This is a genomic window from Trinickia sp. Y13 (assembly GCF_029522115.1).
GTDB lineage: Bacteria > Pseudomonadota > Gammaproteobacteria > Burkholderiales > Burkholderiaceae > Trinickia.
In genome coordinates this window covers 471,579-498,387 of record NZ_JAKWFK010000002.1, presented here as the reverse complement: position 1 = coordinate 498,387, position 26,809 = coordinate 471,579, and the positions used below count along the sequence as shown (strand labels likewise).

Annotated in this window: 22 protein-coding genes; 14 read left to right on the top strand and 8 right to left on the bottom strand. The window is 58.6% G+C overall.

All coding sequences use genetic code 11. From position 1 onward, the window contains the following. Positions 1–79 precede the first annotated feature (79 nt). Both glmU and glmS read left to right on the top strand, forming a co-directional pair. Positions 80–1,441, top strand: a complete 1,362-nt coding sequence (glmU, locus tag MMB74_RS05340) for a bifunctional UDP-N-acetylglucosamine diphosphorylase/glucosamine-1-phosphate N-acetyltransferase GlmU (protein WP_277427555.1) — start codon at positions 80–82, stop codon at positions 1,439–1,441. Between the two features lie 102 nt (positions 1,442–1,543). Beyond that, positions 1,544–3,361, top strand: coding sequence for a glutamine--fructose-6-phosphate transaminase (isomerizing) (glmS, locus tag MMB74_RS05335; protein WP_277427554.1), 1,818 nt, complete (start codon positions 1,544–1,546; stop codon positions 3,359–3,361). Positions 3,362–4,087: 726 nt separating this feature from the next. Here glmS and MMB74_RS05330 read toward each other — a convergent pair. From MMB74_RS05330 to MMB74_RS05320, 3 genes are all read right to left on the bottom strand, one after another. Further along, complete coding sequence (locus MMB74_RS05330) at positions 4,088–4,528, bottom strand: hypothetical protein (protein ID WP_277427553.1); 441 nt, start codon at positions 4,526–4,528, stop codon at positions 4,088–4,090. A gap of 114 nt (positions 4,529–4,642) precedes the next feature. Then, positions 4,643–4,843, bottom strand: coding sequence for a hypothetical protein (locus MMB74_RS05325; protein WP_277427552.1), 201 nt, complete (start codon positions 4,841–4,843; stop codon positions 4,643–4,645). Positions 4,844–5,191: 348 nt separating this feature from the next. Then, positions 5,192–5,506 (bottom strand): hypothetical protein, encoded by a 315-nt coding sequence (locus tag MMB74_RS05320; protein WP_277427551.1) that lies wholly within the window; start codon positions 5,504–5,506, stop codon positions 5,192–5,194. 429 nt (positions 5,507–5,935) lie between these two features. On the opposite strand from MMB74_RS05320, the gene MMB74_RS05315 reads away from it, so the two are divergent. The 6 genes from MMB74_RS05315 to MMB74_RS27400 all read left to right on the top strand — a co-directional run bounded on the left by MMB74_RS05315 (position 5,936) and on the right by MMB74_RS27400 (position 16,336). Continuing rightward, entirely contained in the window at positions 5,936–11,866 is a 5,931-nt protein-coding gene (locus MMB74_RS05315) for a DUF3320 domain-containing protein (protein WP_277427550.1), read from the top strand. Between the two features lie 58 nt (positions 11,867–11,924). Continuing rightward, entirely contained in the window at positions 11,925–12,803 is an 879-nt protein-coding gene (locus MMB74_RS05310) for a hypothetical protein (protein ID WP_277427549.1), read from the top strand. Positions 12,804–13,022: 219 nt separating this feature from the next. Further along, positions 13,023–13,757 carry a hypothetical protein gene (locus MMB74_RS05305; RefSeq protein ID WP_277427548.1) on the top strand — a complete coding sequence of 245 codons (735 nt, stop codon included), beginning with the start codon at positions 13,023–13,025 and terminating at the stop codon, positions 13,755–13,757. Continuing rightward, the gene (locus MMB74_RS05300; protein ID WP_277427547.1) at positions 13,735–14,292 is read left to right on the top strand and encodes a hypothetical protein; all 558 of its coding nucleotides are present in this window, start codon (positions 13,735–13,737) and stop codon (positions 14,290–14,292) included. The genes MMB74_RS05305 and MMB74_RS05300 overlap by 23 nt, the downstream gene beginning before the upstream one ends. Positions 14,293–14,507: 215 nt before the next feature. Continuing rightward, a complete protein-coding gene (locus MMB74_RS05295) occupies positions 14,508–16,001 on the top strand; it encodes an AAA family ATPase (RefSeq protein ID WP_277427546.1) in 1,494 nt (497 codons plus the stop codon). Further along, the gene (locus MMB74_RS27400; protein ID WP_346780668.1) at positions 16,001–16,336 is read left to right on the top strand and encodes a TOPRIM nucleotidyl transferase/hydrolase domain-containing protein; all 336 of its coding nucleotides are present in this window, start codon (positions 16,001–16,003) and stop codon (positions 16,334–16,336) included. The genes MMB74_RS05295 and MMB74_RS27400 overlap by 1 nt, the downstream gene beginning before the upstream one ends. A 554-nt stretch (positions 16,337–16,890) precedes the next feature. Here MMB74_RS27400 and MMB74_RS05290 read toward each other — a convergent pair. Continuing rightward, a complete protein-coding gene (locus MMB74_RS05290; RefSeq protein ID WP_277427545.1) occupies positions 16,891–17,400 on the bottom strand; it encodes an H-NS histone family protein in 510 nt (169 codons plus the stop codon). A 249-nt stretch (positions 17,401–17,649) separates the two neighbouring features. Here MMB74_RS05290 and MMB74_RS05285 point away from each other — a divergent pair, with 249 nt between their 5' ends. Genes MMB74_RS05285 through MMB74_RS05270 form a run of 4 tightly spaced genes read left to right on the top strand, consistent with a single transcriptional unit; the run spans position 17,650 to position 19,701 of the window. Next, positions 17,650–18,189 (top strand): PAAR domain-containing protein, encoded by a 540-nt coding sequence (locus MMB74_RS05285; RefSeq protein ID WP_277427544.1) that lies wholly within the window; start codon positions 17,650–17,652, stop codon positions 18,187–18,189. Further along, entirely contained in the window at positions 18,189–19,004 is an 816-nt protein-coding gene (locus tag MMB74_RS05280) for a hypothetical protein (protein WP_277427543.1), read from the top strand. The genes MMB74_RS05285 and MMB74_RS05280 overlap by 1 nt, the downstream gene beginning before the upstream one ends. Then, positions 19,001–19,354 carry a hypothetical protein gene (locus tag MMB74_RS05275; protein ID WP_277427542.1) on the top strand — a complete coding sequence of 118 codons (354 nt, stop codon included), beginning with the start codon at positions 19,001–19,003 and terminating at the stop codon, positions 19,352–19,354. The genes MMB74_RS05280 and MMB74_RS05275 overlap by 4 nt, the downstream gene beginning before the upstream one ends. Positions 19,355–19,380: 26 nt before the next feature. Continuing rightward, the gene (locus MMB74_RS05270) at positions 19,381–19,701 is read left to right on the top strand and encodes a hypothetical protein (RefSeq protein ID WP_277427541.1); all 321 of its coding nucleotides are present in this window, start codon (positions 19,381–19,383) and stop codon (positions 19,699–19,701) included. Positions 19,702–19,759: 58 nt separating this feature from the next. Here MMB74_RS05270 and MMB74_RS05265 read toward each other — a convergent pair whose 3' ends face one another. From MMB74_RS05265 to MMB74_RS05255, 3 genes are all read right to left on the bottom strand, one after another. Continuing rightward, positions 19,760–20,260, bottom strand: a complete 501-nt coding sequence (locus MMB74_RS05265) for a hypothetical protein (protein WP_277427540.1) — start codon at positions 20,258–20,260, stop codon at positions 19,760–19,762. Between the two features lie 78 nt (positions 20,261–20,338). Then, positions 20,339–21,061 carry a hypothetical protein gene (locus MMB74_RS05260; RefSeq protein WP_277427539.1) on the bottom strand — a complete coding sequence of 241 codons (723 nt, stop codon included), beginning with the start codon at positions 21,059–21,061 and terminating at the stop codon, positions 20,339–20,341. Between the two features lie 810 nt (positions 21,062–21,871). Further along, positions 21,872–22,831: an SOS response-associated peptidase family protein gene (locus MMB74_RS05255; RefSeq protein ID WP_277427538.1), complete on the bottom strand. Its 960-nt coding sequence runs from the start codon at positions 22,829–22,831 to the stop codon at positions 21,872–21,874. A 261-nt stretch (positions 22,832–23,092) separates the two neighbouring features. Between MMB74_RS05255 and MMB74_RS05250 the strand changes: the two genes are divergently transcribed. After that, complete coding sequence (locus MMB74_RS05250; RefSeq protein ID WP_277427537.1) at positions 23,093–23,890, top strand: H-NS family nucleoid-associated regulatory protein; 798 nt, start codon at positions 23,093–23,095, stop codon at positions 23,888–23,890. A gap of 167 nt (positions 23,891–24,057) precedes the next feature. After that, positions 24,058–25,422 (top strand): Fic family protein, encoded by a 1,365-nt coding sequence (locus MMB74_RS05245; RefSeq protein WP_277427536.1) that lies wholly within the window; start codon positions 24,058–24,060, stop codon positions 25,420–25,422. 47 nt (positions 25,423–25,469) lie between these two features. Here the strand turns inward: MMB74_RS05245 and MMB74_RS05240 are convergent, their stop codons facing one another. Continuing rightward, a complete protein-coding gene (locus tag MMB74_RS05240) occupies positions 25,470–26,426 on the bottom strand; it encodes a chemotaxis protein (protein WP_277427535.1) in 957 nt (318 codons plus the stop codon). Between the last annotated feature and the right edge of the window lie 383 nt (positions 26,427–26,809).

The following is a 26,809-nucleotide window of genomic DNA, read 5'->3' as shown; positions in this document are numbered from 1 at the left end:
ACGCTTTGCCGGGCGGCCTTTGGGCGGCTTGGCGCGTGTTAAAATCGCGCACTTTGTCCCTTACTCTTTCGCCGATGCCATGAACATCGTCATTTTGGCTGCAGGCACCGGTAAGCGCATGCGCTCCGCGCTGCCGAAGGTGCTCCATCCGCTGGCTGGCCGTCCGCTTCTCGCTCACGTCATCGATACGGCGCGCGAGCTCGATCCGGCCCGAATCGTGGTCGTCGTGGGGCATGGCGCGCAAGCGGTGCAGCAAGCCGTCGCCGCGCCCGATGTCGCGTTCGCGGTGCAGGCCGAGCAGCTCGGCACCGGGCACGCCGTGCAACAGGCGTTGCCGTTGCTCGATCCGGCGAAACCTACGCTCGTGCTGTATGGCGATGTGCCGCTCACGCGGGCTTCGACCCTCAAGCGCTTGGCCGATGCGGCCGTCGATGGCCGCTACGGCATATTGACCGTGACGCTCGACGATCCCACCGGCTACGGCCGCATCGTGCGCGACGCGGCTGGCTACGTCACGCGCATCGTCGAGCAGAAGGATGCGACGCCGGACGAGTTGCGCATCCGCGAGATCAATACGGGCATCGTCGTTACGCCCACGGCCCAGCTTGCCATGTGGCTTGGCGCACTGAGGAACGACAACGCTCAAGGCGAGTATTACCTGACCGACGTCGTGGAGCATGCCATCGAAGCGGGCTTCGACGTCGTCACGACGCAGCCCGACGAGGCGTGGGAAACACTGGGCGTGAACAGCAAGGCGCAACTGGCCGAACTCGAGCGGATCCATCAGCGCAACATTGCGAACGCGCTGCTGGGCGTCGGCGTGACCGTCATCGACCCCGCGCGGCTCGATGTGCGCGGCGAACTGACGTGCGGCCGCGATGTGTCGATCGACGTCAATTGCGTGTTCGAAGGCAAGGTGACGCTGGCGGACGACGTCACCGTCGGCGCCAACTGCGTGTTGCGCGATGCGACGATCGGCGCGGGCACGCGTATCGAGCCGTTCACGCACGTCGAGGGCGCGCAGGTCGGCGCGCGCGCCGTGCTCGGACCGTACGCGCGGCTGCGGCCGGGCGCTGTGCTGGGCGACGAAGCGCATGTCGGCAATTTCGTCGAAGTGAAGAATGCGACGCTGGGACAGGGTTCGAAGGCGAACCATTTGACGTACCTTGGCGATGCGGACATCGGCGCGCGCGTGAATGTCGGGGCGGGCACGATCACGTGCAATTACGACGGCGCGAACAAGCATCGCACGGTGATCGAAGACGATGTTTTCGTCGGTTCCGACACGCAATTGGTGGCGCCTGTGCGCGTTGGCCGCGGCGTGACGATCGCGGCGGGCACGACGGTGTGGAAGGACGTGCCCGAAGGCGCGCTTGTGCTCAATGAGAAGACGCAGGTGGCGCGTGACGGTTACGTGCGTCCGGTGAAGAAAAAGCGCTGAACCGGCGCGGCGTTGACGGCGCATGCGCTCACGCACAGACGTGGGCGCGAATGCACGGCAGGATCGAAAAGAGAAGTACTACTCGCGAAAGGAAGGGTTCCCATGTGTGGCATCGTCGGCGCCGTTGCGCAGCGTAATATCGTTCCTGTTCTGGTCGAAGGACTGCGTCGCCTCGAATATCGCGGCTACGATTCGTGCGGCGTCGCCGTGCTGACGAACGGCGAGCCGCGCCGCGCGCGCAGCGTCGAGCGCGTGGCCGATCTCGACGCGCAAGTGCGCGCGGGGCATCTCGAGGGCGTCACCGGCATCGCGCATACGCGTTGGGCCACGCATGGCGCCCCCGTTACCGATAACGCGCATCCGATTTTTTCGCGCGATGCGGTGGCGCTCGTTCATAACGGCATCATCGAAAACTTCGAGCCGTTGCGCGAAATGCTGCGCGGCAAGGGCTACGTGTTCGTTTCGCAAACGGATACGGAAGTCATCGCCCACCTGATTCACAGCCTATATCGCGGCAGCCTTTACGACGCCGTTTGCGAAGCGGTCAAGCAATTGCATGGCGCGTATGCGATCGCGGTCGTGCATAAGGACGAGCCGAACACAGTAGTGGGTGCGCGGCAGGGTTCGCCGCTCGTCGTCGGGGTGGGGCGGGGCGAGAACTTCCTTGCATCCGACGCGTTGGCGCTCGCGGGTAGCACCGAACAATTCATGTTCCTGGAAGAAGGCGATGTGTGCGAACTCACGCTAAGCGGCGTTCGCATCAGCGACCGGGACGGCAACGCCGTCAAGCGCGAGGTGCGCACGGTGCAGGCCTACGGCGGCGCGGTCGAACTGGGCCCGTACCGTCACTTCATGCAAAAGGAAATCTTCGAGCAGCCGCGTGCGATTTCCGACACGATTCCGGCCAGCGATACCTTCGAGCCGACGCTGTTCGGCGACGCCGCGCCTGCCGCCTTCGACGAAATCGACAGCATTTTGATTTTGGCTTGCGGCACGAGTTATTACTCGGGATTGACGGCGAAATATTGGCTTGAATCGATTGCGAAGATTTCGACGCAGGTCGAAATTGCGAGCGAGTACCGTTATCGCGAATCGGTGCCGAACCCGAAAGCGCTCGTCGTGGTGATTTCGCAGTCGGGGGAGACGGCGGATACGCTGGCTGCGCTCAAGCATGCGCAAGCGCTGGGTCATCGGCATACGCTGGCGATTTGCAACGTCGGCACGAGTGCGATGGTGCGTTTGACGCAGATGCAGTTCTTGACGCGTGCGGGGCGTGAGATCGGTGTGGCTTCGACGAAGGCGTTCACCACGCAGCTCGTGGCGCTCTTTACGCTGGCTGTGGCGCTGGGCAAGATGCGTGGCCGTGTCGAGGCCGCACAGGAAGCGGATTACATGCGGCAGTTGCGCCACTTGCCGGCCGCGCTCAATAGCGTGCTTGCGCTCGAGCCGCAAATCATCGCCTGGTCGGAGGAGTTTTCGCGCAAAGAGAATGCGCTGTTCCTCGGCCGCGGGCTGCATTATCCGATCGCGCTCGAGGGTGCGCTCAAGCTCAAGGAAATCTCTTACATTCACGCCGAGGCTTATCCCGCGGGCGAGTTGAAGCACGGGCCGCTTGCGCTCGTGACCGAAGCGATGCCTGTCGTGACGGTCGCGCCGAACGATACGCTGCTCGAAAAGCTGAAGTCGAATATGCAGGAAGTGCGGGCGCGTGGCGGCCAACTGTATGTGTTCGCCGATTCGGATACGAAGATCGTCAATGAAGAAGGCATGCACGTGATTCGCATGCCGGAGCACTATGGGATGCTGTCGCCCATTCTGCATGTGGTGCCGCTGCAGTTGCTGGCGTATCACACGGCGTGTGCGCGCGGGACCGATGTCGATAAGCCGCGGAATTTGGCGAAATCGGTGACGGTGGAGTGAGGGAAGAGGGGCTATTTGCCAAGCTGCTGAGGTGCATTAATTTCGGTTGCGGCGCATCGTTTTTGTTTTGGTTACGGGGGCTTTTACCTGCCGTTTAGCCTTGTCTAACAACGCGTAGCCGAAACTATTGCCAAAGGGGCGGGGGGGCTTTTTCCGACTCCCCTTTTTGCGGTTGCCCTGCGGATGCGCTACGGATTGCGGCATGGTCCGCCCAGATTCGAATATTCCTGGCTAGCGACTCACAAGGCACGTCAACTCTCGCATTTGAAAACGGGGCGTTCCAGCACGCATGCGTCATCGACGTCTACTGATTTCTGTCTTCAGGAGTGTATGGCATGAACTGAGGAGCGCCCCATCTCCCGGCCTTTCCCGTAGCGCATGCACGCAACGCCGCTCACATGCTTTGCACTTAGTCATCGCACTCAGTGCGAGCGGGCTCGGTTCGTCAATGGTTTTCCCCCCGAAAGGATTGCCTCGTGAATCCGTTCCACCACGTCCGGCGCTGAGCAACCGCGGAGCATGGTGGGCGCACAAGCGGTCACGTCGGCGCTGGAGTTATTGCGGGCAGTCCGGAAGACGATGTCGTCGCCATTATTACCAAATCATTGAGAGGAAGTGCAAAGTTGACGAAGGTTAGCGCGCTTCGTAACCGGCAGGGGTCTGCGTCAATGTACTTTCGCACCTCGCCGCCGTCGGCCGAAACCACGTATCGACCGAACTTTTCCGTTAAGCTGTTTCGATAACGACTTGCTCGGTGTAGGAAAAACGGCGCCAGCCCTCGATACCCGCAAAGGCGCAAGGTATGCCGTGCGCCGCAGCTGCCTCGGCGAATTTCGCTATGCATAGGGCTTTCAGCTCGGCAATTGCTTCATCGGTAAAGTCCGTGGAACTTACAAACGATATCGACGCGACGAGGCGGCCTCGCGCCTCTTGGAAACCTTCGTCATTCGTGCAGATGTCGTACGTCGGGACCTCAACGTCATTATGGCCGCCATACATCGACGACAAGCCCCGATACTCCCCTTCAATCGCGGCGCGGGCGTCGTCGTGGACGTCACGCACGATGTCGGGAATGTCCCCACCGAATTCAGCCGTCAGCTCCGCGAGCTGGAACTGCACTGCAATCCATGCTTCTTCAAGTAGCGAGTTGCTGCTCGACACGGCCATGTCCTGTTCCTTCGATTGAAGCAAATGTCAGGGAGTATATTGTCCGCAGGCACGGCCGTATCGCTTTTTGACGACACGATGTCTGTAGCCAAGTGCGTGCGGCTATCCGTCGCGTTACCCATGGCTGTCTACCCAGGCGCGGCACCAGTTCAGGCCGACGAACTGTGCCTCGTCCTCGCTATCGAAGGTGCCCAGCACGCCCGATGTTTCGATGAGCTTGTTGTTTCGGGTAACGGTGCCACTGGCGGCGTATTCGTGGCCTTGCCGGATAGCATGTCCCCAAATCGAATATCCCTTGTAGGTTTCCGCGTCCATCAGCGAGCTACCGCGGGCCGCGCACCGTGCGAATCGACCCGCAGGACATTGCCCTCGGGCGTGAGTAGAGGCGGGAGGCTCTGTGCGCGCGGCTCGGCGTTGATGCGGACAGCGCGTCCAGCATGCGCTCGCTTGGTCGGCGTGGGCACGCAGGCAACCGCACGGGATGCCTTCGCCTTCGTAGACCGCTTTGCCGACAATCGATGCGCCGCTGGCTTGTGGTGCGCTTTGTGGGGCGAGTGCAGCGCGTGCATAGCCTCCGGCGGATTCCACACCTCGCGATAGTGTTCGCCGGCATGGGCAACGGATGCTCCTGCCAGCAATATCACACCTAGAACACGCAACATCTCATCTCCCTACCTTCGAGGCAAACAGCGCCATTTCGCTACAACGGATGGCCTGGCCGACACATCTGCCGTCACAGCCCGCGCAATAGTGTCGGTCAAGCAACGTTTTGTCGACACGCCAGACATTGTGCGCAGTTGGACTTGGCGTACCAACAGAGCGGCCATTTTCGTTCGCGAAGAACGTGGGCTCGCCCGCCCTTCCGCGTCGCACCGCATCGTCGATAACATCGTCGCCGAATGCTGCTCTCAGAGCGGCGACGAACTCGGCCATCTCGGGCATCGGGTGAGTGACTGGTTTGCAAACTCGCGTGCCCATAGCTCGATGCCTCAAGAAACGCCGCGTCGACAATACCGGAGCTGAGTCCATGATACTGTATATACATACAGGACGCCATGCCTTACTTGTGTTCGCGGTTCCGTCTTGGCCGAGGAGATTCACTCGTGGCTTGGTGACCTGCGTGCATAGCGAAAAGCCGGTACAGCCCATGTCGGGAAGCTCCAGCGTGGCTACGTGGATGTCCAGCCAGTTTCGTAAGATGACGGTCAAAAAGGCGTATATTCCTGTTGCGCATCGGGAACGCACAAAGGCGTGATTTCTACGCAATTCGCTTAGTAAACCGTCAACGCACTCCCTGCAAAGCATTACATGTAAAAGCGCAATCACTGTCACGGTTCAACCTGGTTGACGTCGTTCACAGCAATGGCGATTCCGTTGAACTCGGTGAGAACAACGGGGAACGGGGTGATGACGAACGGGCAGACAGACGGCGTTGATGAGTTGACGAGTAGTGCTGATATAAAGCGACCGAGCGTTCAGATTATTGCCGACCTGACGATAGGGTATGCGGCGATTCAGAACAACGTTCCGGTCATCCGCGAAATTCTGGTCACGAACGATGGGGAGGTGGCGCTCTCTGATATCGAACTGCTCGTCAAATGTGTGCCGGCCTTTGCCGAAAGCGCACGTTTCCGTTTCGAAGCATTGGCGCCCGGCGAAAGCCGCCGTCTAGCACCTGTCGACCTGCGGCCCGACCACCAGTATTTCAGTCAGCTAGACGAATCCGAGCGGGCAGTCATCACGGCATCACTGCGTGTTCAGGAAACTGAGCTCGTAACGGCAACACACAACATTGATGTACTTGCGTACGACCAGTGGGCCGGCGCGCGGTCGTTGCCCGAACTGTTGGCTGCGTTTTGCATGCCGAACTCGCGGGTCGTGGACAAACTTCTCGCGCGGGCATCCGGGCTTCTGCGGCAGACGTCGCCCGACCTATCCATGGACGGCTACCAGTCCAAAAATCGCGAGAAGGTCTGGAAGCAGGTGTCAGCTATCTACAGCACGATAGTTGCCGAGGATATCCAATACTCCAATCCACCGGCGTCGTTCGGAAACGACGGCCAGAAAATCCGGATCCCGGAGCGTATTCTCGACGGTAAGCTGGCGACATGTCTGGACCTTGCCATGCTGTTCGCGTCTTGCTTGGAACAGGCTGGGCTGCACCCTGCCGTGTTGTTCAAAGAAGGCCACGCGTGGGTGGGCGTTTGGCTGATAGAGACCAGCTTCCCTACCGCCTTGGTGGACGATATTCAGGCGATTCGCAAGCGGGTGAAATCCGGCGAGTTCATGGTCTTCGAGACCACCGGAGTGGCGAGCGGCCAGAAGCCATCCCTCAGGTGGGCCTGCACTCGTGGCGAAGAACACTTAAACGACGAAGACCAGTTCGCGTATGCAGTGGACATTCGTCGCGCACGAGAAGTCCGGATTCGCCCGCTGCCATCCCGTTCGTCGCCGGCCGATGAGCCTGCTGTCCCGATTGCGAAAGCCGACACGCCCGTCATTGAGGACGTACCGCAACTGCCACCGCTGGACCCGGTCGTCGTACCGTTGCGCGTCGACGCGACACCCGACACACCAGAGGGTCGCCTAGCGAAATGGAAGAGCAAGCTGCTCGACCTGACGCTCCGAAACAAGCTCCTGAATTTCAAACCCACTAAATCCACGCTGCGAGTCATTTGCCCGGACCCGGGTGCGCTGGAAGACCGATTGGCAGAGGGGAACGAATTCCGCGTTCGTGCGAGACCGAAGTTGATGTCCGGTTCGGATGGTCGCGATGCCAATGTGTACGCCGGCCGCAATGGTACGGCTGCATTGGATGACTTGGCGACCGACGCCCTTGACCGAAACGAAATTGTCACAGACATCGAAGAGGAGGCGCTGGAAGGCAGGCTGCTGGAAATATTCCGCGCGGCCAGCACAGGCATGGAGGAAGGCGGGGCAAACACCTTATTTCTGGCTTTCGGAATGCTCGAATGGCAAGAAAGCAAGGACGCCGAATCCAGCCATCTTGCTCCGATTTTGCTCATCCCGGTCACGTTGTCCCGCCAGTCTGTGAGGAGTGGCTTCCGCTTGGCTCGTCACGATGACGACGCGCTCGTGAATCCGACGTTGCTACAGAAATTGCAACAGGATTTCAGCCTGAAAATGCCTTCGTTCGATGTCTTGCCGACGGATGACCGTGGCATCGATGTCAACCGGATTCTGCAGTCCTTCCGGCTGCATGTGGGCGAACTGAAGGGATGGGAGGTCAAGGAGCAGGTCCATCTGGGTATCTTCTCCTTCACGAAGTACCTGATGTGGAAGGACCTCCAGGACCGCCAAAAACAGCTCCAGGAAAACAGTGTTGTCGCTCATTTGATTAACAATCCCGGCAAGGCATTTGCTGACAGCGCGACTGGCTTCGAGCCCAGTACCCTGGATGAGAAGTTCCGGCCTCAAGACCTGTTTACGCCATTGCTGTCGGACTCGTCGCAGTTGCGTGCTGTTTGCGTCGCTGCCGAAGGCAAGAATCTTGTCATCGAAGGCCCGCCAGGGACGGGTAAGAGCCAGACTATCTCGAACCTGATTGCCCATCTGTTGGCCACCGGGAAGACGGTGTTGTTCGTTTCGGAGAAGATGGCGGCGCTGGAGGTGGTGCATCGCCGGCTTAGCAGTCTGGGCTTGGGACCATTTTGTCTCGAGCTGCATTCGTCCAAGGCAAAGAAAGCGGACGTCCTAAAACAGCTGGGCATCGCGCTTGATGCCGCCGGTGCCCGCACTGTGAAGGACTGGGAGCGAGAGTCCGAAAGACTCCTGACGCTCCGCACAGACCTCAATGGCGTAGCGCGTGCGCTCCATCGCATTCATCCGAACGACCTGACCGTGTACGACGCCATCGGTACCAGCTTGCAGCACGCGGAAATGCGACCTGGCGCGATGCCGTGGACCGATGCGGATGCGCATGACCGCGCCCAGCTAGAAGCCCTGCGTGAGACCTGTCGCCAGATGGGCGCTCTGGCCGGTCAGTTGACTGGCTTACAGAATCATCCCCTGGCAGTCATCCACAAGACCGAATGGATGCCGTCCTGGCAGCAAGAGTTTCTCGATGCGGTTTCGGCATTCGAAGCCCACATCAAGAAACTGGATGAGGCCACATCGAACCTGCTGAATCAGCTGGGCCTTCCCAAGGTAGCTCTCTCCCTGAATGGGCTTGGCAAATTCGATGTACTGGCCGACGTGCTTTCCGCCGCGCCCACAGTTCCGGTCGAGGTGGCCAGGGCGGCGCATGACGAGTCCGTGCGCGACCGGCTCGCCGCCCTTCGTCAGCATGGTGTGGCGCGCAATCAGGCGTGGGAGCCGCTGAGCAAACACTACGTCGACGACGTCGCCACCCTGAATGCGTCCGAGCTCAAACTGCAGTGGGCCGCCGCAACCAATACCTGGTGGCCGAAGAGCCTGTTTGCGCAGCGCGCGGTTACCGGACGACTGCGCTTGTACCGACAGGACCAGCGTCGGCCGCAAACTGGGGATGTTCCGGCCGTCATCGCCGCATTGACCGCCGTCAATGCCGAGGACAAGGTCATCGAGTCCATGTCTCACGACGCGTCGCAATTGCTGCATGAAGCCTTCGCTGCGTCGAAGACGGACTGGAACGCCGTCGAGTCGGCCGAGCGGTGGGCGACGTCATTCGCGGACGCCGTAACGGCAATCGCGAGCAATGACATCGAATTGGCCCAGACGCTCCGCGCAAAGCTGCAGCCATTTGTTTCCGACAACCGGGGCATGCTGAAGGCAGACACGCCTCTCGGCTCCGGTTTGTTGTCGTATCGCGATTGCTACCGAGACGTGATGGCTCAACTCCGCACGGTCATTGAGCTTGGCCATTGTCAGGCAGACCTCGGACTTGACCCAGCTGCCGCCGGCGTGGTTCCTCGACTATTGAGCCTGCTTCAAGGATGGCAATCTGCTTCGAGGCAGCTGCAGCCGTGGTGCCTATGGAGGAAATCCCGCGCCCATGCAATCAGCAGCGGGTTGCAGGGCATTGTGGACGCACTGGAGGGTGGCCAAGCGCCTTTGTCCAGTGTGGCGACGTTCTTTGAATACAGCTACCAGAGCTGGTGGCTGCGGAAAGCGATTGACGGGGAGCCGGTGCTCTGCAATTTCTCGAGTGCCGAGCATGACCGCAAGATTGCTGAGTTCAAGGAGGCCGATGAGCGTTTTCAGAGGCTGACCCAGCAATACATTGCGGCCAAACTGGCGGGCCAGATTCCGGCGAGCGTCGAGGTTGTGCCTGGTGCTGATTCCGAACTAGGGAAACTGCGCCGCGAATTGCAGAAACAGCGCAAGCACATGCCGATTCGCCAGCTGGTGCAAAGCCTACCGAGCCTGATGACCCGTTTGAAGCCATGCCTGCTGATGTCACCTTTGTCGGTCGCCCAATATTTGGACGCGTCGCACGCGCAGTTCGACGTGGTCATCTTCGATGAGGCGTCCCAAATTCCGGTGTGGGATGCTGTCGGCGCCATCGCTCGCGGCAAGCAGCTTGTCTGCGTCGGCGACCCAAAGCAACTGCCGCCGACCAGTTTCTTCTCTCGGTCTGATGACTCGGAAGACGCTGCGGATAGCGATGATGTACAGGACCTGGAGAGCATTTTGGACGAGTGCCTCAGTATCGGCCTGCCTGAGCTGCGGCTGAATTGGCACTACCGAAGCAAGCATGAAGGGCTGATTACCTTCAGCAATGTCACGTACTACGACAACGAACTTGTCACGTTCCCGTCGCCGGTGACAAACGACCAGAGCGTGCGTTTTGAACGCGTACAGGGTGTCTACGACCGCGGCGGCTCGCGAACCAATCGGGCGGAAGCCGATGCCATCGTCAAGGCGATTGAGCGGCACTATCTGGATTCGGCGAAGCGGCATCTGACGCTCGGCGTAGTGACATTCAATCAGGCGCAGCAAAGCCTGATTGAGCGGATGCTGGATGAACGCCGTCGCGCGTCTCAGCAGCTAGACCAGGCAGTTTCACAGGCTGCGCACGAGCCGCTGTTCATCAAGAACCTCGAGAACGTTCAAGGTGACGAGCGGGACATCATCTTCTTTTCCATCACCTATGGTCCGGATGCATCGGGCAAGGTCAGTCTCAACCTTGGGCCGTTGAACTTGGAGGGTGGCCATCGGCGTCTCAACGTGGCCGTATCGCGCGCCCGCGTTGGTGTCGTGATTTTTAGCACGCTGCTTCCGGAGCAGATTGACCTGTCGCGTGTCCGGGCCGCCGGCGTACGAGACCTGAAGAACTACATGGAGTTCGCCATTCGCGGCCCGCGTGCCTTGGTTGAGCAAAGTATGCCGACTGGACGGGAGCCCGATAGCCCGTTCGAGCGTCAGGTGATTTCCGCTCTTCGTGAGAAAGGATGGACAGTCCATCCGCAGGTCGGCGTGTCCGGATACCGGATTGATATTGGCGTGGTCGACCCGCGTGCGCCGGGCCGCTATCTGCTGGGTGTCGAATGCGATGGCGCCATGTACCACTCGGGCGCAACTGCCCGCGACCGTGACCGGCTTCGCCAGCACGTCCTTGAAGGCCTTGGTTGGGAGCTGTACCGCATCTGGTCTACCGACTGGTGGCTGAATCCAGAAGAGCCAATGCGAAAACTTGTGGCTCGACTGGAAGAATTGGTGGAGACGGTGCCGACGGAGGATGAGCCGGTTGTTGAGCTGCCAGAAGAAACTACACCCGAGGAAGAGTCGCACGCTTTGTATGCCGGGGCCGAATCCGTCGTAGAGTCGATTGCGCCCGCCACTCAGTCGCTCGAATACGAACTAGCCAGTCTTGATAAAGGAAATCCGGACCTCTTCTATGAGCGCGGCTCGATTTCGACTTTGACAAGCCAGCTACTCAAGGTAATCGAAACAGAAGGTCCGGTATCGCAGGCGATAGTGTTCAAGCGCGTGACGCGCGCTTGGGGGCTGTCTCGCGTCGGAAGCCGCATTGAGGCTCATCTGAGCGCATTGGTTCCCCGGCAGATAACTCGAACAACGGACGACGGTGTTGCCTTCTACTGGCCGGAACATGCCAATCCGAGTATCTGGGAAGGAATCCGAGTGCCAAGCAGCGACGCGGAAACCCGTCGCGGTATTGACGAGATTAGCCTCGAGGAACTGGGCAATGCGGCCGTGTACATCCTGTCGCTGCAAGGTGGCACATCGCACGATGGACTTGCAAAAGCGGTTTGCCGGTTGCTGGGCGTGGCCCGGACAACTTCTGAGGCTGGAGTGCGGATTTCACGAGCATTGACCCATGGACGGGTTCAGACGCTAGTGGCCATCGAGGACGGTTCTGTCCGTTTACGGAAATGAGCTGCTGCGTGCGCGGCGTGGCATCGGCGCTGACGGCGTATATTTATAAAGGGAAGTCATGAGTCTGGCGGTTCATCAATACCACATGGCGGATGTCCAGATTCAACATGTTGCCGGGGAGCGTGGCCTCGGCATACACGCATTGAGATTCAGCGTTAACTTCTCAATCACCAATCAGTATCCCGGCGACCTGCCGGGCATGTTCATCGATTGCCTGCGTGCAAACGTGTGGGTTCATGCATCCAATAGAGGGCGCCTCCTTCTGGGAACCGGAGAGTTCGAGAAACCACTGATTATCCGCAGGCTGATGAATTCCTCAACGCAGTCGTCGCTGCTCCGCGTGACGTTCGGCGATGCGCAATTGCTGGCTCTGGAAGAGCTGCGGGGCGGTGGCGGCGTGGTGTTCGAAGTCGAGGTCATAGGCCTGGCCCATGCTCCTAATGACACCCACCCGACAGAGCATACTGTCCGCTTCGAGATGAATCTCAGCCATTGGGCGAAAGTCTTGGAATCCTTGGGGGCTGCCGATTCAATTGTAGTTGGGGTAGACATTCCCCTGAACGCTCCCACGCGGATGGTCCATGTAGTGACGTGCCTGAAAAAGGCGCGTGATTCACTGGTCGCTGGGGAATATCATCACGCTGTCGGCTCCTGCCGGCTCGCTCTGGACAGCCTAAAGGAAGCATCGCCAGTCCTTCAGGAATTGAGCAAATCCGTCTGGGGAGGGAGGAGTAGCGAGTTCTCAAAACCGCAACGTGCGGCTGCGATTTATAACGCGGTCCGCAACTATACCCACCTCAGTCATCACGTAGGTGGCGAGGGCCAGCCCGAGGTGTTTAGTCGCCGGGACGCCGCAATGGTCTTGACCACGACGGCTTCGCTAGTCGGCATGATGGTAGAGCTGGAGGAGTCGGCGCAGCCTGTCGCAGAGGAGTAGCGCGAAGCTGTCGCAGCGGTGCCGTCATTTGATGGCTGCTACGTACCGAGCCTGAGTTGCGCGCGTCACAAGATTGGTAGACCGTATGCGCGCTCCAATTTTCTAAAGAGTAAGCTTACTACTGCCGTTACCCCTGAATGGATAGTTAGCCTCTTTGTAGGCACGAATCGAAACATGCACAGGCGATATGCATAACTGTGCTTTGGACATGGGAGCTTGATGGAACCATACGAGAACATTGTGATTGGCAACTTTCTCTATAGCTTCGGGCTGGCTATCGGCCAGGTCAGTACAGCGGATGTGCGACCAATGTGCATCAATTTGCTGCAGCAGACACCGATTGACCGAGCGCTGGGTGACCTCATGTTTGCGAATGCTGGCGTCACGAGGCTATTGGAGTTCAAACGCAGCAGAAATGACTCCGACAAAGAGGAGACCAAGCGCACGATATTGTCGCGGGTTTTGGCCGGCGACACCTACATGCAGGCGATATCGCGAGAGATTCACTGGTACATCGAGACATCGGAGGACGTGGCGAGCTTGGTTTCCCGAGTCGTTCCTTACCTCGATTTTGCAGAAAAGAAGGTCGTCGGCACAACCATCGAGAAGTTCACGAACGCAGCCGCTCTCGATGCCGTTTCCATGGAAATTGACGCAGAAACGCGGGCTGCTTACGAGAAGTACGTGAATTTGGTTGCAGTCTCCCATGGCGGTCTGCAAGGGGCGTCGGGCGGTCTCATCGTCAACTACACCAAAGAGCATGGCATTCGTTATGTGCCGGTCTCCGATATTCGAGACCTACTGCTCAACCATCGGTTGGTCCGAGAGGTGTACTTTAAGCGCATACAGGAAAAAGCCATAGAACAGGACCGTGAGAACGCTGTGATGGCAAGGTCACGTGGAAAGTCGTTAACTAGAGAAATCGAACGTGATGGACCAACCTACGAACGCTGAAAAAACGAAGATTTTTTACGACGCTCTTGGGACTTTACTCGAGCATGCCATCCGCGACCAGAGGTTAACGGGTGAGGCTATCGAGGAAATGAAACGTGTCTCGAAGGCGCTTGAGAAGCAGGGGCGTGAGTTGGGTGCGAATGTTGTTGAGACCGTCAAAACGGACGTTTCGAGCACGATGAAAACTGCGTGTGCGGACCTCGTCAAGCAGGTGACGGATGCGAACATCAAAGCTACCGAGGCGGCAGATGCATTTCAACGTGCGAGGAAGAGTGCGACATTCTTTGTATTTCTGCCGGCAGTTCTCGCCACATTGGCGGCAATGGGAACCTGGTATGGAATCACCGCTTACAAGGTTCGTCAGCTCGAAGGGGAAAAAGCCAGCCTGCAGCAAACGGTCGATACCCTCAACAGTCAAGGTGGCCGTCTCGACGTCGGAACCTGCCAATTGAAAAATGGGAAGACCCCCGTTTGTATCCGGGTTGAGGACGATGTGTACGGGAAAGGATATCACATTCCCCTCTGGGTCAAATGATGCCCCTATGGGTGTTTCGAAGCTTCACCAGTGCGATGCCTTCTCGCTGCACTTCCGTTGGATGCGCTCTTGGCTCTCGTGTCGATGCGTTGCTTTCACCGAGTGACATGTCATAGGATTATGAGTTGGAATTGAAGTGCGGACGGCCCGGTAATCGAGCTTAGAGTAAGTCGGAAGGTTAGATTCCTGTATCCAGACGGACAACGGGGGAGAAAATGCGGCTGGTACGGTTCGAAATTCGCAATTTCAAATATATCGAGTACGCTAGTCTCGAGTGGATTGACATGCTCGTCCTCATCGGCGAGAACAATGTAGGAAAGTCATCGGTTCTATCAGCGATTGCCATCTTTCTCAGCGGAAGCGCAATCAGAGACTTATCGCTTTTTCGAAGGCACCAGGCTGAGGAGCCGCATGCCATCGAGCTCATCGGGCACTTCGATAACTTGAGTGACGAAGAGAAAGACCAAACCGCCGTCCGTGGACGTATGGAAGGTGAGCGATGGGTCTTGAAAAAGAAGTATTGGTACGAGGCAGGCAATGATGGGGAAGCCGGCGGATGGAAGGAGCAACTTTTCTCGTATTCAAGCACGGAGCGGTTCGTCGATTGGCCCGAAGCAGACAATACTTGGGGAGCTTTCCCTAAGCAATATCGAGCTCTAGTTGAAGCTTTGCCGGACCGCGGAGCACGTCCGAACGCAGCACAAAAGGAAGCCCTCAGAGCTGCGGTGCGCCAGCAACGGCCGGACCTGATTGTACGAGACGCGCCGAACTGGGTGGCGAACCCGGGTGGTGGAGGGAACTGGAAAAGCAACGCTAACTCCATCCTTCCGCGTCCGATACTGGTGAGAGCAGTACAGGAGGCCAGCGATGAAACAAACGCGAAGGACGCGTCGACATTCGGCAAGCTCGTGAACCTCATTGTCGAACGTAGTCTGATGGAGCGCCCGGAAATGGCTCGCCTGCAGGCGGCGATGGATGAGGTGCTCGCCCTATTTAGGCTAGATGAATCACATCCTGAGCGCCAAGCACAAGAAGTCAGAGACCTCCAGGAGCGCATCAATCGAAGCCTGAACGAGGTGGTTGGCGGCCACGCGGTGATACGCACGGAAGCGCCCCAGGCTCGCACAATGGTGCTTCCATCAACGTCCCTAGTGATTCGCGACACGCTTGCAGGAATCGAAACCGAAGTGGGCCATCAAGGCCACGGCCTTCAGCGAACTCTAATTATCACGCTCCTACAACAGCTAGCTGATGCTCAGGCGGAGCCGGCGGCAGGAGTTCAAGTTGGACCGCGTCGGTCTACCATACTGCTCGTCGAAGAACCCGAACTCTATCTGCACCCGCAAATGGAGCGGCTCATGCGAGACGTGTTGCAGCGACTTGCGTCTCAAGGGGGTATGCAGGTCGCGTGCTGCACACATTCTCCAATCTTCCTGGACATCGCCGGCAACTATCGCGCAATCGTAAGGATGTTCAAGAATGCCCAGGGTGATACCGCAGTCAGTCAAGTCACACGGGAGTTGTTCCCGGGCGCGCCCAATCAATCAGACAGGTTGCGTTTGAACACCGTGGCGAAATTCGACCCCACAGTGAACGAGCTGTTCTTTGCGAAGAGCGTCGTGCTCATGGAGGAGTTCAGCGCCATTGCTGCTTTCGAACGAGCGGCGGAGCTTATGGGACTGTTTGAGCGGCATCCGAGGCTGCGCTAATTGACTGCAACGGAAAGCACAATATTGTCGCGTTTCTTCGTGTGCTCAACGCATTCGACATACCGTATCGCGTGCTTCATGACGAAGACCCTGGTAGCGACACTGAGCAAGCGGAAAACGGGAGAATTCGCGCGCTTTTGCCGGATAGAGGGGCGCCGCTACACTTAGTAACCCCTGACCTTGAGGGCCTGTTGGGATATGAACCACCCAAAAAGAACAAGCCATTTACGGCGGTTCTCAACGTCGAGAGGCTCCACAATCAGGGGCAATTGCCTGATGCATTCCAAGAGGCAGTTCGCATTGCGTATTTCGGCGGGCCGATTGAACCGCAGTGAACGCCAAGTTTGCGCGGGTGTCCGCCATAGGCTGACAACGGCCTATCGGCGGAGCCGACCGAAGGCTTCGCTGCTGGCGAAGTTTCTCGAGCCGTATACCCCACCCATAACGCAGTCCGTCGCGACGCACTCGAATGTGCTGTCCTGAAGGGTAATAACGAAATGGCGCCGCGGATGATGCCGCGACACCACTTTCCATTGGTCGGTGACAAACGATGAATTCATGACCTCGTGAACCGAGTACCACTTCAGGCCCAGAGCCGCCAATGGGTGAGCACCTAAGCCCTCATCGTTGGGAGGTCCCAGCCGATGGAACGCCGCCCACGGGAACAGCAGAAGGCAGAACGGTTCGTCGTCGTCCCGGAAGGGTCCAAATCGCTCGAAATCGATTGGGGCGATTCGATATGCCAGTGCAACCTGATGTTCGTTCGCGACGACGAATGGCTCTGTCGCGCCCGAGGCCGGCCTCGGATAGGAGTCCAGTAGGACTACAGTGCCCGTCTGCGGGGTCTTGCGAAGTAGCATGTTCGACGAGGAACCTTTGCTCGCGACTCTTAGGCCGCGGCGTCGATTAAGAATATTCCGCGGTCCTTTACGTTCGCCATCCACGCTGGCGCGGGCCCACGTCCCGACCATGTAGCGCCAGTCTCGGGGTCGCGATACTTCGCCGGCTGCGGACCGCGAGCATAGTTGCCGGGTCGTTTCGCTTTGGTGCTCCCAGACGTAGAGGCATTCGACGACTTTCCATCAACAAGGAACCGGTCTCGATTCTTCGCGCTCGCAATCCACGCCGGCGCACGACCACGGCCCGACCACGTCGCTCCAGTCTTCGGATTCATGTATTTCGCCGGAACAACCGCAGCGGCCGCCGTCGCCTTCTTACCGGGTTTTGGTCCGCGCTTCTTGCCACCAAGGTGAGCCTCGATGTCGGCCACCGTAACGCCGCTCTCGTGCATGAGTCCGACGATACGGTCGAGTGTGGCCGAGGCCTTCTTCGCCTTAATGGCTTCGGCTTGTTCCTGCAGGCGGCGAATCTTTGTCTGGATTGCTTCCAGGGTGGGCATGGGTTCCTCTCAAGAAAACGATTTCGACGCACTATGCCACGGCGGCATCGGTTCTGCCAGCAGGGCGTGCTCTTGGGGACACCGCGGCGTCTTTTGAGCGACCGTTCTGCTACGGGAGTTTCGTGCGCGGGCGTGCCATTTTTGACTCCCCGAGCTATTCTCATCTACTCCTGGAGCCGACTTGCAATATGGGCGAGCGTCGTGTTATTTATTCGCCCGACAATATATAAGAACCGAGGGTATCAAGGCATGAATCGTAGTTATCTGAAGGTCGGCGATAAGTCGTCCGCCGGCGGAACCGTGGTTGAAGGAATTCCGGGAACCACTCACAACGGAACAGAGCTCACCTTCGTCGGAGCACAGGTCTCCTGTCCTGCGTGCAAATCAGTCGGACGCATCGTGGCACAGGGCCCACGGTGGCCGGATTCATGGATGGACAAGCAGGCTGCACTGGAAGGCGATATTTGCTCGTGCAAGTGCGAGCCGCCTCCGGTCATGCTTGCCTCTCAATCCGACATGTACGAGACGTACGAAGGCCATGAGTTGGCAAGCATGGGCTATGCGGCGACGGGTGAACTGCTTGAGCACGCCTCCAAGACCTACGACCAACACTTTCGAATTGTCAACAGCGACGGAGAACCTGTGGAAGGCCTACCGTACCTGCTCAAGAGTGCAGATGGGACCACAGTGAAGGGCGTCACGATGGCCAACGGGAAGACTGAACTTCTCTCGGCGAACGACGCGCACGAAGTGCAATTCCTTCTTCACCTGGCGGCCGGGAGCGAGTGATGCAGCTAGCCAACGCTTTGATGACGCCGAAGGACGACCGGAAGCCCGTCACCGTTCAATGCAAAGTCTACTGGATTCACCGTCATGAATGGAATGCCCAGTGGATTGCGACGTACCACACTGCGGCGCCCGCGCTGGCAAAGGAGATTCAGGCACGCAAGGTCGACATGTCCAAGCTGGAGAGTGAGCCCATCGACGGCTCTCCTACCGGCGGCAGCGACGCGAATCGGTTCACTTGTGAAGACTTCGCCTTCGAAGTCCTCATAGAATTCGCTTCGCGGAACAAGCTCCCGTTGAAAATCAAGACGAACTCGGCCGTGTTCAAGAATATCGACAAGGAGTACCTGTCCGGAAATAAGACGGCTCCGCCGACTCCCGCTGGTTTCGCGCTCGATGTCGCTTACGCGAGCGGCGCCCCAGACGTGCTGAAGAATTCTTCTCCTGTTGCTGACGGTGACCTGTTACCGGGTGACCTCTTCGTTGAGTTCAACGGCGGCCACATCCAATTAGTGACGGGCGTCGAACAGGGGAAGATTGAAATCATGCAGGGCAATTTCCCCGGCCCCGGTGAAACCCCGCGTCGGAAGTGGACGAGCTACCTAGAGCTTGGGCCCTGGCTGCGTGCGACGAACGACGGAAATCGGGATAGCTCGAACTACCTTGGCTCGCCTGTTCAGGATGCCGTTTATGAACAACGTAGCGGAAAGTGGATGTATCAGCGTCTCTACGGAAACTACAGGGATTGGGATGCCGATGTCTGGGGAACGATGAACAAGCATGTGCGCTGGAATTTTGCGGAGTTCAACTACCTATGAAGCTTGGAGCCGCTATCGTCGTGCTCGTGCTCCTTGTCGCGTGCTATATCGCGGCGGGGGCGCCTGCAGTTGGCTTGCTATTCAAACCGTCCGTCCTAGGTGACGCCCTCGCGCTCAAACCAATTACTTACCACTGGGCGAATCGCTTTGACCGCGCAATTCCGGAGGCGGAGTTATTGGCGAGCCGCTTTTACGTACTGATACTTGCAGTCGTCAGCGCGGTGGCGGGCATTTCCGCGTTTCGGGTCGATGCAACCGGTCGCCGCTTCGCTTTCATGCTTTCCTGGTCCATCGTGCTGCTCGCTCTCCTCGCCTATGCGCAGATGCAAGCCTTTTACACAGTGGGATAACTATGAAACCGCGAGCGAGCATTCTCGTGACATTCTTCGCTGGCATCATCTCACTAGTCGGCCTCGTTCTTACCATCGGAGCGCTCGCCCCGCTGAGAACTCTTGATGGACTTCATCGTCTCCTGACGTACGACTACGTCAGCTTTGTCGATGGCGTGACGATGGGGGGGATGGTCAGTGACTTCTTTGTCGGCGTCGCATTGCTTCTGGTCGGTAGCGTGATGTTCACGAAAGTGGACCGCGTTCGCCGTTACAGCAGACTCGCGGCAGGCATCCTCTTTCTTTTCATCGCTCTGACGCTCGTTTACGCGTGCATCAGCCCGCGCATCGGGATTCGACCGTACTGACGCGGTAACGAAGAGCGGCGAGCGCCGCGGCGTTGATGAATCCTGAAAGAACGCGAGGTCAGGATTGAGTCTTGGCTTCGCAGACCTCGACAATTCTCTGCGCGAGTTCCAGGGAGGTTGAGCACCGATACGGCGTGTAGCGGTCCGCACTCGCCTGGGCTTTGCTCGGTTGGATGACCCACTTGGCGGAAGCGTCCCTTCCTACGTGACGCAATTGTTCCATTCGGATGAACCACGTGGCGACGAACTCCGTGAGCTCAGTGTTGAAAAGCGCTGCCAGCAAATACGCCCGCCGTGCTCCGTTGAACGCGGCCTTTCGAACTTGGAAGTAAGTGACGTTCCCTCGGTCATCCGAACTGCGCTTGCGAGTGGTGACAGTGCGACACTTGAGTTGTATCGCGAGCGAATTGCCGGTCTCCTTGTCGAAGAAGAGGACATCGAGGCCGTCGTCATCCGCAATCGACGTGAACGGCGAAATGCGCTCATCGCTTGCCTTCATGACGGCGTTGACCAGGAGATTCTCTCCGATGACGCCGACCTGAGTTGACGAAAGTGACACGTGACGTCTCCGTTTGTGTCTGCTCCCCGGAGAGAGGGGGAAGTCTGCGCGTCACTCTCCTCGTGTCAAGGATGACAGCTATTTGCGAGGCGGAATTCCAGCCGGGAGGGAAGCAGCGGCCCCGGAAGATGCGCTTCGGGGTGACGATTTATTCGCCGAGGCTTCGCTCGGGGGCAGCTCGGGACGGGAGTTTCGCAACGGGGTGGTCATCCTTGCCACGGATGCGTTCAAGGGGAGTGAGTCCGTCGTCGCCTTGAAAGCAAGGAGGTCAGGTTTTGCAATCAAGCCGAGAGTGAGGAGTATCGTAAAGAAAGCGGCAACGATGAGGGCGATCTGCGCTCGAAGCACCCATGTCGCCTTTGCTTTGCTTACGCTCTCGACGGAAGCATTTGCCCGCTTAAGTTCGCCTATCAAAAAATCAAGCAGTTCGGCTTCCGCCGCCTTGAAGTCGTCCGGCGCGTTTTGATTCATCAACTTCGCGTACTTGGGCTCGGTCTCGGCGACGCTCGCTGGTAGGTTTGAATCTCGCGCGTACATGGCCCATAGCGCCATCAAGACGCTGACGCCGAGGGCGACTGTGATTGCGACGAGAGCAGTCTGGGCAAGCGAGCCGGGGGCATCACTCATCTTGGCGACAAAGCCCAAGTCCGCGGCGAGAAGCGCACCGGCGATTGTGGTCGTCGCTTGCGCTTTGCGGTCCGCTGTGTCGAAGACGTCGCACTGAAGCTTATACTCCTTTTCTGCTCGTTCAATCGCCGCAATGCGTGCGTTGCAATGCAGGGTTGCGATGTCCGTGGTCATAATTCCGTGCATGGGGGCGTTGGTTATTGTTCCATCATGTTACCGTTTTATAGCGAGAAAGATGCGCCTGCAATTTCGAGAAACTCTCAGACTCGTCATGAAGTCGGTCCTCTGGGGTGCTCTCGTCGGACACTCGTATGACGGGCGCCAGTACGAAAGACTTACTCGAAACAAAGACGGCCGCTACAATCGGGGCGCGTTGTTCAAGCTTGAACTGCAAGTCCGCTTGGTGAAATCACCGCCGGGAACGGCAATCGTCACTCGTTGGGAACAACCTCCGACGGTCTGACCGTTGGAGCTGGGAGCCCTCTTAGTGCTGGACATGGCTTTGGGGCTGACCGTCAGCATATGGCGGCCAAGGCCGTTGACCTCGACGACCATTAAGTGACGTTCATCCGCGTGGTGGATTGCTCTTTTGGGCATGACAAATCCGCACACTGTTCTCAGCTCAGTGCCGAGGCCCGCCGTAACCGAAAATATTGGAAATGCGAGGATGTTGATGTGCAACGTCTCCGCGCAAACATCCGCCCGATTGGACGTGCCAGCGCCGGGGCGACAAGTTATTGTTTTTCCAACGAAATCTGCGCGTAATCGGAACTGACGATGGCGTGTAACCGAAGCTATTGCAATTCAGCACTGGCAAGTCTTAATAGTTTTACTTCACGCGGGTCGCAATGTTTCACTTAACGCACGACGAAATTCCTGCAAACGGCCGCAGGGCGACGACAAAGGCGCACCAAATTCCCTAACCATCGAATCGACAAGCCTTTCGAGCAGGCAACGAGTGCATCGGAGACATCACGCGTCTCTTTATGCCGCCAACCGATGCTCGTAGTACGGCCGTTCCCTGTCATCAAGTATCGCGTATTGCGCCTCGATGTTGTCCGCCTCTGGCACCAGCCACGCATCAACATTCTCGGGCTTTATCGGGATGATGCATCGGTCGTGGCCCGCGGCGGCCACTTCAGGGGGAGGCTCGTCGGTAATGGTGGCAAACGAGAGCAAGTCGGGCGCGTCTGTTCCAGTCCAGCGTGACCACAAGCAGGCCACCAGCATGTCTTCCGCCGGGCGGGGCTCGAATCGCAAGACGATGTTTTCGTCTTTTTCGCCGTCTTTGAGTTCACGCCTCTCGAGCTTTGCTTTGCCGACATTCTCGAAAAACGCCGTTGCGACCAGCACGCCGTGCGAGTAACCGAACAGTTGCCGCCAGAAGCCTTCGAGGCTGTCTCGTCTGGCGTTATACGTACCGGGAAACTTCTTGTCATAGAGCGCGGGTTTGCCAGCAGGGCGGCACTGATATCGCATAGGCTTCACAACCCGCTCGCCGTTCTCCATGACGATGACCGGCGCGTAGTGCCCGGGAAAAATTCGCGCGTCGCGTTCGAGCAGTTCCGTTCGCCATAGGTCGTCCAGCCGGCGACGCAGCGCTTCTACTTTGTTGGTCGCAATCCGTTTGCTTTCGGCCGCGGCCTTCGTCACCTTTGCTTGTAGCGCCCGCTCGGCGTCGGCAAGACGCGTGCGTTGCTTGAACAATTCCTCCTCGAGCTTGGCTGCCTGAGACTGGTTGAATCGTTCAATCATGTCTTTGATGCGCTGCTCGTCGGGCGTCTGCGGCTCCAAGAACATCGCGTCGACTGCCTTTGGAATCAAATGCGTCGCACCTTGCTCTCGTTCCCAGTACAGCCTCGTGAACTCATCGAGGCCGATGCGCGCGCCGAAGGTCCTGACGAATCGTCCGTAGTCCGCCTTTATCTGAGCCGAATAGCACATCTCATCGCCTCCTGAATACCTAGCTCAGGATAGTATGGACTTCGCTGCGCGTATGCACAGGTGCAAAGCAAGAACACGTGCGCAGACCAAGGTGCTCTCTTGGTTGAGGATGGCCGAGATCGTTCCATAACGCTATGCAAAACGCTATTCGGGGGCGACCCCCAGAGCATGGGCGACCTGCGCTTGGCGATCGCTCTGGTAGACCATGCCGATCGTCATCGTTTCTCTCCGCAGTGAGCGAGGCTCCCTCAGTATGAGTTCTTGAATCACCTCTGCTGGCAGCGCCGTTGCTCTCATGGCATAGTGCGTCCATTCGTCTTTATGGAGGAACCCATGCCCACCCTGGAAGCAATCGAGATCAAGATCAAGCGTCTGCAAGAGCAAGCCGAGGCGATCAGAATCAAAGCGGCGTCGGCTACGCTCGATCGCATTGCCGAACTCATGCGGAAGAATGGAATTACGGTTGCAGACGTCGAGGCTCATCTTGGCGGCGCGAAGCGCAGGGGAAGGGTCGGTAAGAAGGCAACCGCAAGCGCTTCAGCCGTTGCACCGAAATACATCAACCCGAAAACCGGCGCGACATGGTCTGGCCGTGGTCGCGCGCCGGCTTGGATTGCCAATGCGAAGAATCGCGACCGCTTTCTCGTCGATGGCAATGTAGAGAGTCCTGCGGCGCCCGATGCGCCTAAAGCGAAGCGACAGGGTAACTACGTCAAAGGGCAGCAGCCGGCGAAGTACCGCGACCCAGAAACCGGCGCCACATGGTCGGGCCGTGGTCGCGCCCCGGCATGGATAGCGAATGCGAAGGATCGAGCGAAATTCGAAATAGCGGCGGCCAACGGACGTGCGAAGGTCACGTCGACGCGTGCAAGTAAAAAGACCTCGACCGCCGCCAAACGGAAAGGACCGCCTAAAGGCAAGCAGGCTGCCAAATATCTGAATCCCGAAACCGGCGCGACGTGGAGCGGGCGCGGTCCAGCGCCGGCGTGGCTCGCGGCTACCAGTGACCGCTCGGAATTTCTGATCCGTCCGAATGGCGCGCACAAGGCCACTGCCTAAGTGAGGCGTCGCATCGCTCGGCAAGGTCCAGCCGGCGCTCTGCGACCAGATTGTGCCTAAATCGGCTCAATATCTGCTCACGCATTCGTAGTATCTGCTCACCTGCTTGAAGTATCTGCTCATTTCTATAGAATCTGCTCAAATTTGAGCAGGTTCTGAGCAGATAAATGACCAAAGTGACACCGGAAGTCATCCTGGCGGTCGTCCAGCGCCTGGCCGAAGCCGGGCAGCCGGAGGTGTCCTCCGCCCAGGTCATTGCCGCGACGGGCGGCAGTTCGGCCACCGTCCGACGCCATCTCGAGGCGCTGCGCGATAGCGGAAAGCTCACGCGCAGCGGCCAAGCCCGGGCAACCCGCTATCGACTGGCTGCGGGCGCCTCCACTGCGCAACCTATCGCCCCCACGGCACCGACCGAAGTCGAAACGCCATCTCAGCCGGTATGGTCGGCCGCAGCGATCAATCTGCGCAAGAAGCTCGACGTCCCTCTTGCCGCGCGCGACCCGGTCACATACCAACGCGACTTCGTCGAAAGCTACGTTCCTAACGATAGTTGGCTGATGCCGAGGGGCCTGGCCGAAGCGCTTTATCGTGCGGGGAGCATGAAGGAGCAATTGCCGGCTGGCACTTACGCGCGCAAAGTGCTCGAGCAATGGCTGATCGACCTGTCCTGGTCGTCATCTCGCCTGGAAGGCAACCCGTACACCATGCTGGCAACCCAGGAGTTGTTCAAGCGTGGAACGGTCGACGACGATGCCGATGCAGTGATGCTGCTCAATCACAAGGCGGCTATCGAATTCCTCGTGGACGCGGTCCCGCTTCAAGGGTTGTCTAGTTCGCTCATCAGAAACCTACACGCCGTGCTGATGCAAGACCTTCTCGCGGATACCCGGGGGTTGGGGGCGATTAGAAGGAAAGTAGTCAATATCAGCGACACGGTTTATGTGCCGACGCAGGTACCGGCCATACTCGAAGAGATGCTCGAGAGCATCCTGAACAAGGCGAGATACATCAAGAATCCGATCGAGGCGGCCTTTTTCCTCTGGGTGAATCTGGCCTATCTGCAGCCGTTCGAGGACGGCAACAAGCGCACTAGCCGCCTAGCGGCGAATATCCCGCTGATGCTGTACAACTGCGCGCCGCTATCGTTCTTGGACGTCGAGCCATCCGACTATGCGCGGGCAATGCTCGGCGTGTACGAGTATAGAGACACCTCGCTAGCCGTGGATCTGTTCGCGTGGACGTACCGGCGCTCGATGAAGCGGTATGTCGTCGTCATGGAATCGATGGGTAGGCCTGACGCGCTTCGGCTTCGGTACCGTGAACGCCTGACGGAGGCCATCGTTTTGGTCGTTGCAAACCGCAAGTCCGCACAGGCCGCGCAGGCCGAATTGGGGCTCTCGGAGAGCACGGCGCCAGGCTTTGATGTCATGCTGCTCGATGAATTGGAGAAGTTGGAAGTATTCAACTGCGCTCGGTATCGATTGACACCGAACACAGTGCAAGCGTGGCTCGATGCAGGCCGCCCGCATTAAACGCGAGTGCGCGACAAGCGGAGACAAAGCAAGCGGCCGCCCCACACTTAAGAAGCCAGCGCCTCCGTAATCGCTTCGCACAGCTCCTTCGGCGCGAACTTGGCCACATAGCCGTTCGCGCCCGCATTGCGCACATGCGCCTCGTTCGCCGATCCCGTCAAAGACGAATGAATGATCACGGGGATATGCTTGAGCCGCTCGTCGGCTTTGATACGGCGGGTCAGCATGAACCCGTCCATTTCAGGCATTTCCAAATCGGTAATGACAAGCGAGATCTTGTCGCGCGCCGGCACTTTTTCTTTCTCGGCTTCGTCGGCGACGCGCTGCAGCATTTGCCACGCTTCTTCGCCCGTCGTCGCGAGCATGTGCGGCGCGCCGATTGCCGTCAGCGCTTGATCGAGCAGGGTACGGGCAAACGCCGAATCGTCCGCGGCCAAAATCTTTCCGCCTGCCGCATAGGTGATTTCGGTGCTCAGCTCCGCTTTGTCGACGTCGCGATGCTGCTCGGGGAAAACGTCGCGCATGACTTGCTCGACGTCGAGCACTTGGGCAAGGCGTAATTCGCCCGATTCCCCATTGAAGCGCGCAATGCTCGTGATATAGCCCGCGCCGCCCGCGCATTCCGCCGGATGCACCTGGCTCCACTCGAGCCGGACGATGTCGTCGACGTCTTCGACAGCAAACGCCTGCGTCGTACGTGCGAACTCGGTAATCAACAAGATGTTCGGTTCGCGGGTCGGCGTGCTGCGCGTGAGCTTGCACAAATCGATCACCGGAATGATCTGCCCGCGAATATCGATGGCGCCCGACACCGCATCCGGCGCGCCGGCAATCGGCGTAATTTCACGGTTCGTGATGATTTCTCGAACCTTGAAAACGTTGATGCCGTACAGCGCCTGCTCCGCACCCGGGCGTGCTTGGCCCAAGCGAAAGAGAAGAAGTTCGAACTTGTTCTTGCTCGTGAGCTGCGTGCGCTCGTCGTGCGTGATGTCGTGGCTAGTCATGCCTGCCCTCTGCGTAGAATCCCAACGGCGCCCCGCGCTGTTTCGCCAAGGACGCCCACTATCTATCTGGTTGTCGGCGGCATGCGGATAAAACTAAAGGCGCGTTACACGCTCGATTCGCCGAAAAAATCGGGGCTCGGTTAGTGGTGCGGGGAGACCCGCAATGAGGGCCAAGGGCAGCGCAGCCCGCCACCACGTACCGAGCAGGCAGCAAGCACGCACCACTCCAGCGGTTCGCCGATCGCCAACCCAGCGGAGCGGATCGCCGCTCCATCAGGGAAAACACTCACCTGATCGTCGAACCGAGTTCGAATTTATACGGGGCTCTTTCGGACGGCGATACACACGCGAAAGTAAGGAATGGATTCGGCTGCACGGCCCAG